Here is a 13,243-nt window from a genome sequence, read left to right as displayed (position 1 = left end):
AAAGTATGCTAATTAACTTTAAATCAATTAGCTATGAAAAAAGAAAATTTTACAATTTTGTTTGTCGTTAAAAAAAATAGACTAAACAATAAAGGATTATGTCCTATTAATGTACGGATTACCTATAGGGGTGTTCGTAAAGAAAATGCAACTGGTTATTTTGTAGAACCAAAGGCTTGGGATGCAAGCAGACAGTTAATCAATTCTAAATTACCTAATGCTATTAATGATAATGCTCAGCTAGAATTAATTAAGCAAAAAATCAAGAACTCTTATTTGTCAATTCTATTAGAAACGGAAGATTTTGATGCAAATGATATTTACTTAAAATACCTTGGTAAACTGGAAAAACCGGTCAATTTGACCACCCGTTCCGGAGCAAACTGACCACCTGATTCCGGAGCAAATTGACCACCAGGTTTTGTGGTTAATTAACGATTAAAAACTATTCATTTTTTCATGTTGTTAGAACCATACATTCGTTAAAAATATACGGATTATGGCAAACAAAATAACAGACATGAGTAAAATTAGAAAAGTAATTAAATTCTATTGTAATGGAAAGAGTAAGTTATTTATAAGTAGCTACTTATCCCTTTCAAGAAATACGGTAAAGAAATATATTTCCTTATTTGAAGTTCTCGGATTAAGCTTAGAATTAATCGACCAAAAAACCGATGCAGAGCTGGAACTTTTATTCTCCCAGACTAGTGTAGAGGCCATTAGCCCGAGATTACAGACACTTTATGATTTTTTTCCTAAAATGGAACGTGAACTAAAAAAAGTTGGCGTTACCGTACAGCATATGTGGGAACAATATATTGCTGTAAATCCTGATGGTTATCGAACTTCACAATTTCATTATCATTACAATATATGGGGCAAGCGAGTCAATCCGGTCATGCATATGAACCATAAGGCTGGTGATAAAATGTATGTTGATTATGCCGGAAAGACACTCTCAATTATTGATATAGATACCGGAGAAGTCAAAGAAGTACAATTTTTTGTAGCAATATTAGGCGCTAGCCAATACACGTATGCTGAAGCTTCCATGAGCCAGCAAAAGGAAAACTTTGTTGACTCAGTAGAGAATGCCATGCGCTTTTTTGAAGGTACTCCTGCTGCCATTGTTCCGGATAATTTAAAATCTGCAGTAATAAAAAGCAGTCGTTTTGAACCGACAATCAATGAAACCCTGGCTGATTTAGCAGAACATTACGAAACTACAATTTTACCTGCCAGAGCTTACAGGCCCAGAGACAAATCATTAGTTGAAGGAGCTGTTAAGATATTATATCGAAGGATTTATGTAACCATAAAAGAAACCAAATTCTTTTCTCTGGAAGAATTAAATCAGCAGATCTGGGATTTACTTGACTCTCATAATAACAGAAAACTAACAGGACGCCCTTATTCCCGCTTTGAATTATTTTTAGAAGACGAGAAAGAAAAACTGCGTCCACTGCCACAAGATCGTTTTGAAATTAAATACCAATCTTTTGCAACAGTAATGCAAAACGGTCATGTTCAATTAAGCCAGGACAAAAACTATTACAGCGTTCCGTATCAATATGTAAAAAAGAAAGCAAAGCTGTTATATACCAAATCAACGGTAGAGATTTATTTTAAATACAATCGAATAGCTGTACATCCAAGAAACTACAAACCTTATGTCTATACAACAACCCCTGAGCATTTAGCCAGTACACATCAATTTGTAGCCCAATGGAGTGCTGCCCGCTTCATTGAATGGGCTAATAATATTGATGAGTCAGTGGGAGAATATATAATACAGATAATCGAAAGCAGAAATCATCCAGAACAGGCTTATAAAAGTTGTTTAGGAATACTGAATTTTGAAAAAAAGGTAGGCAGACAGCGATTAATAAATGCCTGCAGGCGGGCACTTGATTTTAAAATTTACAATTTTAAGACCATACAAAATATTTTAGAAAACAACTTGGATCATATTGATTTTGATCAAGAACCTGAGCAAGAACTTCCCGATCACAGTAATATAAGAGGAAAACACTATTATAACTAAATTAAATCTTGAAAAAATGAATGAATCCACAGTAACCAAAATGAAACAAATGAGGCTTTATGGCATGTTTAATGCTTTTAAAACAGCCATTGAAAGCGGAAAAACAGATCATTATACCCTTGACCAGTTTGTATCGATGATTATTGATGCAGAATGGGATGAAAGGTACAATCGTCGTATTGAACGAAGTATCACTAATGCCAAATTCCATTACAAATCAAATATTGAAAGTATCAATTTTGATGTATCACGTAATCTGGACAGAAACATGGTACTGCGTCTGGCAGAATGCGAATTTATAGAGAAAAATGAAAACATTTTAATCACTGGAAGCACCGGTGTCGGTAAAAGTTATTTAGGTACCGCATTAGGTTATCAAGCTTGTATACAGGGTTTTAAGGTAAGTTATTTTAATACCTCAAAATTGTTTGCTAGACTAAAAATGGCTAAAGCAGATGGCACTTATCTGCGGGAACTTACCAAAATACAAAGACAGGATGTTATCATACTTGATGATTTTGGACTCCAGGCACTTGACAGCCATAACCGAATTACTCTTTTGGAGATCATAGAAGACAGGCATAATAACGGCTCTATAATCGTGACATCACAAATCCCGGTTCAAGGCTGGTATGATATAATTGGAGAAAAAACGATAGCCGATGCAATATTAGACAGACTTATACACCAATCTCATAGGCTTGAATTACATGGAGAATCCATGAGAAAGAAAAGAGGAATAAACAAAGAGTGATATTTTATTATATTTGAATACTAATTAACAGATGAAAAAATATAGTTTTTAATCAAAACGGAGGTGGTCATTTTGAACTGGAATAAGGTGCTCACTTTAAAACGGAATGGGGTGATCAATATAACCGGAATTTGCAAGCAGACAACAAAAGGTGGAAAAGATGACAAAAAAATCTATTTAAGATCAATGGGAAGTGGAGCAAATTGGCTATCAAGCCACGTTTCATTATTTACAAGTCTTTTATATTATTTCTGTAGTTTAAAAGAAAAATGTTTAATACCGACCATATTATTTATAGATCAACCAAGTCAAGTTTATTTTCCTACTGAAATTGACAATTCTTTAGAATTTAATGGTAAAGAATTGAAAAAGCTAACATCTAAAAATGTTGATCAAAGTGACGAGGAATTTAATCAAGATATCAATGCCGTTACAAACTTATTTGATCAACTTGTTAAATTTTGTGATAACACACTTACAGACACAGGTATTAAGCCACAAATAATTATTACAGATCACGCTGATAATTTAAAACTTAATAATGCTAAGTTTGAAGATTTAGTTAAAGCTAGGTGGAGAAAAGAGAATGAAGGTTTTATAGAATTGAAATAGAGCTTAAATATCGTAAGATTGAAAAATAACTACTAAAACGAATATTAAAGATGAATTAATATAAAAGGAATACAATTCGGGAGCCTAGTAAAAACAAGCATACATAAGGGGTTAAATCATAGTATTTTATCTTAACTGGTTCGAGCCCAGGTGGGACCACTACTAGAATAAAGCCTTTACAGTAATGTAGAGGCTTTTTTTGTGCTATGTTGTGAACATTTTACGAATGTCAGAAAATCAATTTGTAAAGTTAAACTTTGAATTAAAGCTTAATTATTATGGGGAAACTAACAAAAACAGGTTGTTGATTTTATTTCTGCTTTGCTTTTTAGAGATTGTGGGAATTAATTTTAATTATTCGCTCCAAAAATATAAGTATATCCTACGTAAGGAAAATACTTAAACATCTTCGCTTGTTCCAGATTAAATGTACCATTATCTAAGCTTGTGTCGATGAGAAATGGCGGAGACTGTCCTACCAGATTATTTACTCCAAAGTACAATCTGGTTTGGTCGCCGGATTTCAATTTTTTTGTTTTTGAGACACCAATATCGAGATTGTAATTTCTTGGTAGACGGTAGTTATTAGGTCTTGATATTTCATTGCTTTGGTTTGGGTCTACTGGGTACGAGTCTTTTTTGTCATTATAGGAAAAAGAATCTGGTGCCGAGATTAAAACGCCGGAACTATAATTAAACATAGTGGATAGGACCCAGGATTGATTAATATTCCAGGTAACAGCTCCTTTTATTTGATGGGTTATATCGTTTGGAGAATTAAACGTCTGACCATTATTTATTGTGGGAAATCGCAATGTCGATTTGCTCAGGGTATACGATGCCTGTACATCAAACTTTTTGAACTGCTTAGAAAATTCAAGTTCCAAGCCTCTTGAATTGCCAAACCCGATTAGAGGGGATTGTATTTTGTCCTGATCTGAAACATCATAAAGGGGTTGGTACATTAAAATATTGGATACTTTTTTTTCATAAAGCTGTAATCTGATGTATCCTTTGTTTAAAGTTTTTTCATAGCCTGCTTCATAAATAAAAGCCTTTTCCGGAGGCAACTGATCTGTACTCGGCATTCGTAAGTCTGAGGGTAAGGCATAAGTGTTCTGGGCAATTTGATGATAAAACTGTTCCATTATGGCATAGGAGGCAAAGAGACTATTAGAATTGCTGTACTTGTAAACCAAACTGGTACGGGGCTGAAAAGAATTATAAACCTTGTTTTTAGTTAAAAAAGTTGCATAATGAAGACCTGCTTTTATTCGAACTTTATCAGACAGTGTTATATCATTGTCCCAATAGGTTTTGAAATGTAATGACTTTATCAATTGATCACGGTCAATAGTGTTATTAGAAAAATTAGTCATATTTATTCGTAAGCCTATAGCACTATTTAGGAATGACGACCAGTGATAGTTCAGGTTGTTTTCGATACCTATATCTGTAATACGAAACTTTCTGGTTCCTTCTTCATCTGCATTAGCAAACTGATTATTGTAGTTGCTTAGCAGTAGAACCGAATTCTGAAACAGTCTGGGATTATATACCCTGTTCCACCGCAAAGAAAGTGTCTTGTTGGTCCAGGTAAGCTGAGGTGCTTCGGAAGAAAAGAAATTTACACGAATAAGATCCCCGCCGGTATAGGCACCAAGGTACAGTCGGTTGGAGGAATTAATAAAATAGTTAATTTTAAAATAGGCATCATACATTCGGTATTTAAAATTAATATCCTGATCAAAAATCGCTTTGGTCAAAGCATCAATCCAGCTTCTCCTTGCGCTAATCATAAAGGACATCTTGTCTTTTATGATAGGTCCCTCAATCATCGCAGAACCTGTTAGCAAACCAATATTAGCAGCCCCATGGTAGGATTGCATGTCTCCATCTTTTGTTTTAACATCTATGACCGACGATAGCCTTCCTTCGTAACGGGCCGGAAAGCCGCCTTTGTAAAAACTTATTTGTTTGATGGCCTGCGAATCGAAAATAGATAACAAACTCGTAAAATGATTGTAGTTGTAAATAGGAACACCATCTAATAAAACCAGATTCTGATCGCTTGAACCTCCTCTTACATTTAAAGAAGTGCCGTAGGTGCCTGATTTTAGCGTAAGAAGTTTTAACGGATCTGATTGCCCCATTAGAAATGGAAGAGCGTTAACGTGCTGCGTATCGATTATGCTGGAAATCTCATTTAAAGGTTTTTTGGATGACTTAACTTCAACCGGAGCAAGGGATAGTCCCATTTCAAGATTGAAGTTTTTTTTAATGGTTTTGTTTACCAGTATCGTATCTGTTTGTGAAGTAAAACCGGTATAACTCGCATTTATGATGTATTTGTTTTCTGGCAATGTTAGCGTATAATAGCCATAATCATTACAATTAACAGCAATGTTTGTGTTTAAAACTCGTACGGTAGCGTAGGGTAGCGCTTCTTTACTGTCGCCTGCATAAACAAAACCACTAATAGTAAATGGGTCAGGAGCTCGCGAAACCGTGTAGATAATTATTTTATTGTCTTTTTCGAGAAATTTTACTGATTCTGTTGCAAAAAGAAGATTTAGAAGCGTTTTCAATTCATAAGTTCCTTTGCTGATCTTTGTTTTTTTGCCAAGATTGAGCTTGTTGTTACTTAGGGATAAATTAACGCCTTGTGTTATTATGGTGGAAATATAAGATCCGATGCTATCATTTTCTATTTGGATAGTGATCTTTTTTTTCAGCAAGCTTGTTTTTTGTGCTTGTACAGATCCGGCACAAAAGAAAAGGACAAAAGAGCATATAATGATTAACCGGTTATTTATAAAAGAATTACTTTTCACACGATATGTTTTTCACCCAAACAGTATTGCCTTTTTGTGTATAACTAAGCCCAAACAATAAACGGAATTCTTCTAGTATTTCTTTTATAGATTCGTTCTTGAAATTTGTGGTAACGGTACAGGAATCAGAGATTTTGCCTTCTACCTGTATTTTAATATGATAACAATTTTCAATATCCTCAAAGGCTTTTTGAAGTGGAGTATTTTTGAAAGAAAGAGACTTTGTTTTCCAGGAGAGTAAGTTTTCGTCTTCATTTTCACTTTTAATTAATCTGCTGGAAGCGTAATGAACCGCCTGCTTTTTCTCCAAAACGACTGTTTGACTGGTAGGAGTGGCGGTAACTTTGACTTTTCCTGTAATCACAGCTACCGATTTTTCTTTTTCTGTTGTTTTTACAACAAAAGAGGTTCCTAAAACTTTTACGGCTAGTGTGCCTGTATTTACAGAAAAAGGCTTGCTCTCGTCGTGTTTTACTTCAAAGAAAGCTTCTCCATTTAAGCTGACAGTACGGTTGTTCCATAGAAATCTTCTATAGGTGATACTCGAGTTGTCGTTCAAAGTAACTAAAGAACCATCGCTCAATTCGACACTTTTTACCTGTCCATTAGCTGTTTGAACAGTTATGTCGGCATTCGCATACAAGAAAGCGAACGTGCTTATTAAAATAAAAACGGCTGCAACTGCTGTTGCGTATAGGTGTTTTTTGTACAGCTGAAATACGGTTGGCTTCGTGGATGATAAATTTGGTGCTATGCGGTTCCATGCATTAGCTGTTTCAAATAACTGAGGGGAGTCTAATGGCTGACTTTCTGCAAAAAAAACTTTAAGCGAGAGATATTCATCAGGATTGTTTTTTATCCAATTCATTAACACAGCTTCTTCCTCAGGGTTCGTTTCTCCTGAAAAATGCTTTGCCAGTAATACATTAATATCTTGGTTGTCCATGGTTAAACCTCTTTTAAATAAAACACAAATTCTTTTAAAACCCCCACTATGTAATGACTAAAATACCATATTTTAAAGAAAACAATTAGGTTGGGATGTTGTTTGACAAACTCCCGTATATGTTTGATGGCTTTTCCCATCTGGTTTTCTACTGTTTTTGCTGATATTTCTAATTTTTCTGCAATTTGTTTATAGCTTAATTTTTCAAGACGGCTCAGTTTGAAAATTTCAAGACATTTTGGTGGAATTCCATTAAATGCTTGTTCTATAAGCTGGTTAGCATCGGATAAGGGTTTTGTTTCGGGAATTTCTTCGGCAATATCGGCAGACATTTCGTCAATGTCAAACATATAGATTTTTTTTCTCAGAATAGATATGCACCGATTCTTAACGGCAATATACAGGTAATATTTAAGGCTCTTTTCAGAAAGTAAATCCTTGCGGGTTTCCCATATTTTAATCATCAGTTCCTGCACCACATCTTCACTTTCATCCCGATCCTGAAGGTATTTATAGGCATGATTGCATAAGGGCTGATAAAGCTCGCTGAACAATTGTTTAAAATGCTTTAGGTCCTCATTCATATCATAAAAAGTAGGGAGATTTTAAATTTTTATTGCAGCGTATAGGGGTATTTTGATTTTTGGCGTATTAGTAATAAGGCAGTGTAAGATATTCTTGCCACAAATTTAAATTTATTAACTATAAAGTAATTAAAACAAATGAAAAAGTCAATTATTGTATGCGTAATTTTTTTAACATTCGGTACAACTGTAGTAAAAGCACAAGAAACCGGTAAACATGAAGTAAATCTAACCTATAGCGATGGTATACCAATGACTTTTGTAGATGGTTTTTCAGATGCATTATCTTCCGCAATTCTGGGACAAAAACTAAATTCTAAGACAACATCTTCTGGGAATTTTGGTTTGGGTTATAGAAATCAAATCACCGAACGAATAAGAGTAGGTGGTGATATCGCTTTTCAGCAGGAACAAACCGAGCAAAGCGATAAAAATAACAAATTTATTGGTAAGAGAACCAATCGCTATTTAATGGTAATGCCAACGATAGCGTTTAGTTACATAAAAACAGATTGGTTGGATTTTTATGGCTCAGCAGCTGCAGGCGTTGTTCTGGAAAAATATACACAAACAGAACCTAATAGAGCTGCCGTTAAAGACAATGCTACTGATTTTGCTTTCCAGGTTAATCCTGCAGGTATACGTGTAGGTAAAAAACTTGGTGTGTTTGCAGAAGTCGGATTCGGATATAGAGGAATTGTAAGTGCAGGTCTAAACTATAAATTTTAAAAAATAGTTTATTAGACTGAGAAAACAAATTGTTTGTAATATTCATAAATGGCTAAATAGTTTAAATATTTAGCCATTTACTTTTTAAGAAAAATGGATCAGGTTAATAAGGTAAGATTGCTCAAAAAAAAACAAATTGTACATAATTATGGGCAAGTAGAAGTATTGCCAATGGTTTCAACCATTGGTAACAAAAAGTGAACGCAATGTATGATTACAACACAAATCTGGTGATTGAAACCATGGGTAACAATTTGCGATAATTGCCTTTTTGAATGTAAGAAAAAGTAGAATATCTGGAAAAAGCACAAAAAGGCAAATAACCTTTAGCTAGTTTAGAAAAGACCGTTTCGTAATCCGAAACGGTCTTTTTTTTATGCTTTAAGTTATTTTGGAGCGATAGAGGTTTTATTTGAAGTAACAGATTATGAATCATTCAGATGGATTTTGTGCTCTGAGATGGTAGAAGTTGGGTTTATTGTTGGAATCGAAGTTTAGATTTGTAGAAAAAAAATCTAAACCACAAAAATATACGTAAGTACCGGTAAGGATTAATGTTTTCTGGGGTTTTTCCTGTGTCAGGATAAGTGTATTATTTTTGTTTTTCTTTTTTTGTTTTAAATCTTGTGTTTTTGCAAAAAACTTATACATTTGCCGAATAATTCGTTGTAAGCCCCTGTTTTTGTGCGAATTATATGAAAATAGATAAATTTAACAACCTACCGTGCTGTGTTGCAGCATGTTGAAATTATGAAGATAATCAAGACTGTTTTTTTTACATTTTGCCTGAGTTTGATATGTGGGTTTAGTGCTTTGGCACAATCCATACCGCCACCACCAGATGATCCGGATGATCCTGACATCGTACCAATAGATGATCACTTACTTTTTTTGGCAATATTGGCTGTTGTTTTAGGAATTACAATCATATATAGAAATAAAATAAAAAAAGCTTCAATTTAGATTGAAGCTTTTTTTATGAGCGGATTTTAAGTATTATTTGTTTATCGCATAAAGTCTTGAGATGTATTTTCCAACAACATCAAATTCAAGGTTTATTTTGGTTCCAACTTTGAAATTTTTAAAATTGGTGTGCTCAAAAGTATACGGAATAATCGAAACGCTAAATTCGTTTGTTTTCGAGTTTACAACCGTCAAGCTTACTCCGTTAACCGTAATAGAGCCTTTTTCGATGGTAATATTGCTGAGGTTTTTGTCGTATTCAAAAGTGTAATTCCAACTTCCGTGTGCTTCTTCAATTTTGATACAGGTTCCGGTTTGGTCAACGTGTCCCTGTACGATGTGTCCGTCCAGACGATCGCCAAGCTTCATTCCTCTTTCCAGATTTACAATATCGCCTTCTTCCCAGTCACCGATATTTGTTTTTAAAATCGTCTCATCGATAGCGGTTACAGTATAAAATGAGTCTTTTATGGCTACGACTGTAAGGCAGATTCCGTTATGGGAAACGCTTTGATCAATTTTTAATTCATTTGTAATAGATGAGTCAACTGTGATGTGAAGATTGTTTTGATCTTTTTTTATTTCGTGAATCCTTCCTAGGGTTTCTATAATTCCTGTGAACATTGTTGTTTTATTTTACTAAATTTGCACATCAAAATTAGTAATAAATAACCTGAGCTCATGAATAAAAAAGCAGAAAATATAATTGTTGGAATTTCAATTGGAGATTTAAACGGTATTGGAAGCGAAGTTATATTGAAAACATTCGAAGATTCCCGCATGTTGGAGATGTGTACGCCAGTTATTTTTGCAAACGCCAAAATACTTTCTTTTGTTAAGAAGAGTTTTACATCTTCAGTTCAGTTTCATGGTGTAGACAAGTTGGAGCAGGTTTTGCCTGGAAAAGTCAATGTTTTTAATCTTTGGAAAGAAGGAGTTGATATTAATCTGGGTAAAAATGATGAAAAAATTGGCGAATATGCGATTAAATCATTTGTTGCAGCTACCAAAGCTTTAAAAGAAGGTTTGGTGGATGTTCTGGTAACAGCTCCAATTAATAAATACAATATTCAATCAGAAGATTTTAAATTTCCGGGACATACAGATTATTTAGATCAGGAGTTGGAAGGAAATGCTTTAATGATGATGGTTCAGGATAATTTGCGAGTAGGATTGCTAACAGATCATGTACCGTTGAGTGAGGTTTCTTCGCATTTGACAGAAGAGTTGATCGTTAGAAAAATTGAAACCATCAGAAAATCTCTGATTCAGGATTTTAGTATTGTGAAGCCAAAAATAGCCGTTTTAGGATTGAATCCGCATAGTGGTGATGGCGGAGTGATTGGTAAAGAAGAAGATTTGATTTTGAAACCAACATTAAAGAAGATTTTTGAAAAAGGTACGATGGTTTTTGGTCCATTTTCGGCAGATGGTTTTTTTGGAAGCGGTCAGTATGAAAAATACGATGCAATTGTAGCGACTTATCACGATCAGGGATTGATTCCGTTTAAAACATTATCGTTTGGAAAAGGGGTGAATTATACAGCGGGTTTAAATAGGGTGAGAACCTCGCCAGACCACGGTACGGCTTATGATATTGCCGGAAAAGACATGGCTGATTTCAACTCGTTTAAAGAAGCAGTTTATCTAGCATTAGATATTTTTCGCTCGCGTAATCAGTATGAGGAGATTACTGAAAAACCACTCAAAATAAAAGAAAAACAGTTATAAACAAAAAAAGGTGAATAAGATTATTAGTTTTATAATAATTTTATATCTTTGCACCCCAATTCAGGTATCTGAGTTTTAGATACTGATTGGTCAAATTGATGTTGAAATGAGCAAAACAAAAGATTTTTTAATTCCTTTCATAGGATTAAAACTAGGAAAACACCATTTTGAGTATCAAATAAGTAACACGTTCTTTGCGAACTTTGATTACGACGAATTTCAAAGTTCGGATATCAAAGTAGGTTTAGTTTTAGATAAGAAAAGCAACATGTTAGAGTTGGAATTCAAACACAAAGGGACGGTAAATGTGCCATGTGATCTGACAAGCGAAGATTTTGATTTGCCTTTAAAGGGTAAAATGAAATTAATTGTTCGTTTTGGAGATGAATTCAATAACGATAATGAAGAGCTTCTAATATTGCCGCATGGAGAGCATGAAATAGATGTAGCACAATACATTTATGAAATGATTGCACTTTCGGTACCGCTAAAACGAGTTCATCCAGGAGTAAAAGACGGAAGTTTACAAACTGACGCCTTGAAGAAACTAAATGAATTGACTGTAAAAGAAGTCAAAGAAGAAAAAGAAGAGAGTAAAAAAGAAGAAGATATTGACCCGCGTTGGGACAAATTAAAGCAACTATTAACGGATAAATAATATAGTAAAATGGCACATCCTAAGAGAAAAATCTCGAAAACAAGAAGAGATAAGAGAAGAACACATTATAAAGCTACTGTAGCTCAAATCGCTACATGTCCTATTACTGGAGAAGCACATTTATACCACAGAGCTTACTGGCATGAAGGTAAAATGTATTACAGAGGGCAAGTTGTTATCGATAAATCTGTAGCGGTTGCTTAATACGTTTTTGTAAATGATACTGGAACTCTCACATAGTGAGAGTTTTTTTTGTTGGTTATAATTTTCTTTTTTTAAGAAAATATCTACAAATTAATTTCGTTTTTTTTTGTAATTTTCAAGTCTTTTAAAAATTTTTCAAATACACTGTATTTGAAACGAAATAATAGAATATAATGAATAAAATCACAGCCGCAATTACCGCTGTCGGAGCTTACGTTCCCGACTTTGTACTTTCGAACAAGGTATTGGAAACGATGGTCGAAACTAATGACGAATGGATTACTACTCGTACCGGAATTAAAGAGAGAAGGATTTTAAAAGATGCTGATAAAGGAACATCGTTTCTTGCTATAAAAGCAGCACAGGATTTAATAGCAAAAGCTAATATCGATCCGTTAGAGATTGATATGATTATAATGGCAACAGCTACAGCAGATATGCCGGTAGCCTCTACCGGAGTTTATGTTGCAACAGAAATTGGAGCTACCAATGCATTTGCTTACGATTTGCAAGCGGCATGTTCAAGTTTCTTATACGGAATGTCAACCGCTGCAGCTTATGTGCAGTCAGGAAGATACAAAAAAGTACTATTAATTGGTGCCGATAAAATGTCGTCAATTGTAGATTATACAGACAGAGCAACTTGTATTATTTTTGGTGACGGAGCGGGAGCCGTTTTATTCGAACCCAATTATGAAGGCTTAGGCTTACAAGATGAATACTTAAGAAGCGACGGTGTAGGACGCGATTTTCTTAAAATTTCTGCCGGAGGTTCTCTAACACCAACTACAGAAGAGACCGTAAAAAATAAACAGCACAATATTATTCAGGACGGAAAAACCGTTTTTAAATATGCTGTAACAAATATGGCCGATGCCAGCGAATTGATTTTGCAAAGAAACAATCTTACCAATCAAGACGTAAACTGGTTAGTACCACATCAGGCAAACAAACGTATCATCGATGCTACTGCAAGCAGAATGAATCTTGAAGAATCAAAAGTATTGATGAACATTGAAAGATATGGTAATACCACTTCAGCTACATTACCATTAGTATTAAGCGACTTTGAACACTTGCTTAAAAAAGGAGATAATATTATTTTTGCCGCGTTTGGTGGAGGATTCACTTGGGGATCTATTTACCTAAAATGGGCATACGATAAAAAATAAATCAAAACT

14 protein-coding genes are annotated in these 13,243 nt (G+C 34.4%); 10 read left to right on the top strand and 4 right to left on the bottom strand.

Features of this window, described 5'->3' with window-relative positions; genetic code table 11:
* The first annotated feature begins 33 nt into the window (after positions 1-33).
* From AC3IS6_RS03615 to AC3IS6_RS03600, 4 genes are all read left to right on the top strand, one after another.
* On the top strand, positions 34-387 hold the full coding sequence (locus AC3IS6_RS03615; RefSeq protein WP_489163612.1) for an Arm DNA-binding domain-containing protein: 354 nt from the start codon (positions 34-36) through the stop codon (positions 385-387).
* A 112-nt stretch (positions 388-499) separates the two neighbouring features.
* On the top strand, positions 500-2,047 hold the full coding sequence (gene istA, locus AC3IS6_RS03610) for an IS21 family transposase (protein WP_489159527.1): 1,548 nt from the start codon (positions 500-502) through the stop codon (positions 2,045-2,047).
* 16 nt (positions 2,048-2,063) lie between these two features.
* Complete coding sequence (istB, locus tag AC3IS6_RS03605) at positions 2,064-2,801, top strand: IS21-like element helper ATPase IstB (RefSeq protein WP_489163610.1); 738 nt, start codon at positions 2,064-2,066, stop codon at positions 2,799-2,801.
* A 111-nt stretch (positions 2,802-2,912) separates the two neighbouring features.
* Complete coding sequence (locus AC3IS6_RS03600) at positions 2,913-3,413, top strand: DUF3732 domain-containing protein (protein WP_489163608.1); 501 nt, start codon at positions 2,913-2,915, stop codon at positions 3,411-3,413.
* 350 nt (positions 3,414-3,763) lie between these two features.
* Here AC3IS6_RS03600 and AC3IS6_RS03595 read toward each other — a convergent pair whose 3' ends face one another.
* From AC3IS6_RS03595 to AC3IS6_RS03585, 3 genes are all read right to left on the bottom strand, one after another.
* Positions 3,764-6,151: a TonB-dependent receptor gene (locus AC3IS6_RS03595; RefSeq protein ID WP_489163606.1), complete on the bottom strand. Its 2,388-nt coding sequence runs from the start codon at positions 6,149-6,151 to the stop codon at positions 3,764-3,766.
* A gap of 85 nt (positions 6,152-6,236) precedes the next feature.
* A complete protein-coding gene (locus AC3IS6_RS03590; protein WP_489163604.1) occupies positions 6,237-7,193 on the bottom strand; it encodes a FecR family protein in 957 nt (318 codons plus the stop codon).
* Between the two features lie 2 nt (positions 7,194-7,195).
* Entirely contained in the window at positions 7,196-7,777 is a 582-nt protein-coding gene (locus AC3IS6_RS03585) for an RNA polymerase sigma-70 factor (RefSeq protein WP_489163603.1), read from the bottom strand.
* Positions 7,778-7,915: 138 nt separating this feature from the next.
* Between AC3IS6_RS03585 and AC3IS6_RS03580 the strand changes: the two genes are divergently transcribed.
* On the top strand, positions 7,916-8,506 hold the full coding sequence (locus AC3IS6_RS03580; protein WP_489163601.1) for a hypothetical protein: 591 nt from the start codon (positions 7,916-7,918) through the stop codon (positions 8,504-8,506).
* Positions 8,507-9,256: 750 nt separating this feature from the next.
* Positions 9,257-9,469 (top strand): hypothetical protein, encoded by a 213-nt coding sequence (locus AC3IS6_RS03575; protein ID WP_489163599.1) that lies wholly within the window; start codon positions 9,257-9,259, stop codon positions 9,467-9,469.
* Positions 9,470-9,502: 33 nt separating this feature from the next.
* Here the strand turns inward: AC3IS6_RS03575 and AC3IS6_RS03570 are convergent, their stop codons facing one another.
* Entirely contained in the window at positions 9,503-10,093 is a 591-nt protein-coding gene (locus AC3IS6_RS03570) for a riboflavin synthase (protein WP_173966032.1), read from the bottom strand.
* A gap of 57 nt (positions 10,094-10,150) precedes the next feature.
* On the opposite strand from AC3IS6_RS03570, the gene pdxA reads away from it, so the two are divergent.
* The 4 genes from pdxA to AC3IS6_RS03550 all read left to right on the top strand — a co-directional run bounded on the left by pdxA (position 10,151) and on the right by AC3IS6_RS03550 (position 13,234).
* A complete protein-coding gene (pdxA, locus tag AC3IS6_RS03565; protein WP_489163597.1) occupies positions 10,151-11,200 on the top strand; it encodes a 4-hydroxythreonine-4-phosphate dehydrogenase PdxA in 1,050 nt (349 codons plus the stop codon).
* 106 nt (positions 11,201-11,306) lie between these two features.
* Entirely contained in the window at positions 11,307-11,858 is a 552-nt protein-coding gene (locus AC3IS6_RS03560; protein WP_173966030.1) for a YceD family protein, read from the top strand.
* A 9-nt stretch (positions 11,859-11,867) separates the two neighbouring features.
* Entirely contained in the window at positions 11,868-12,062 is a 195-nt protein-coding gene (rpmF, locus tag AC3IS6_RS03555) for a 50S ribosomal protein L32 (protein WP_007137315.1), read from the top strand.
* Positions 12,063-12,235: 173 nt separating this feature from the next.
* Complete coding sequence (locus AC3IS6_RS03550; RefSeq protein WP_173966029.1) at positions 12,236-13,234, top strand: beta-ketoacyl-ACP synthase III; 999 nt, start codon at positions 12,236-12,238, stop codon at positions 13,232-13,234.
* The last annotated feature ends 9 nt before the right edge of the window (positions 13,235-13,243 follow it).

Source organism: Flavobacterium sp. KH_035 (assembly GCF_057839565.1).
Note: the sequence above shows the minus strand (reverse complement) of the source record. Positions and strands in the feature narration are given on the sequence as shown.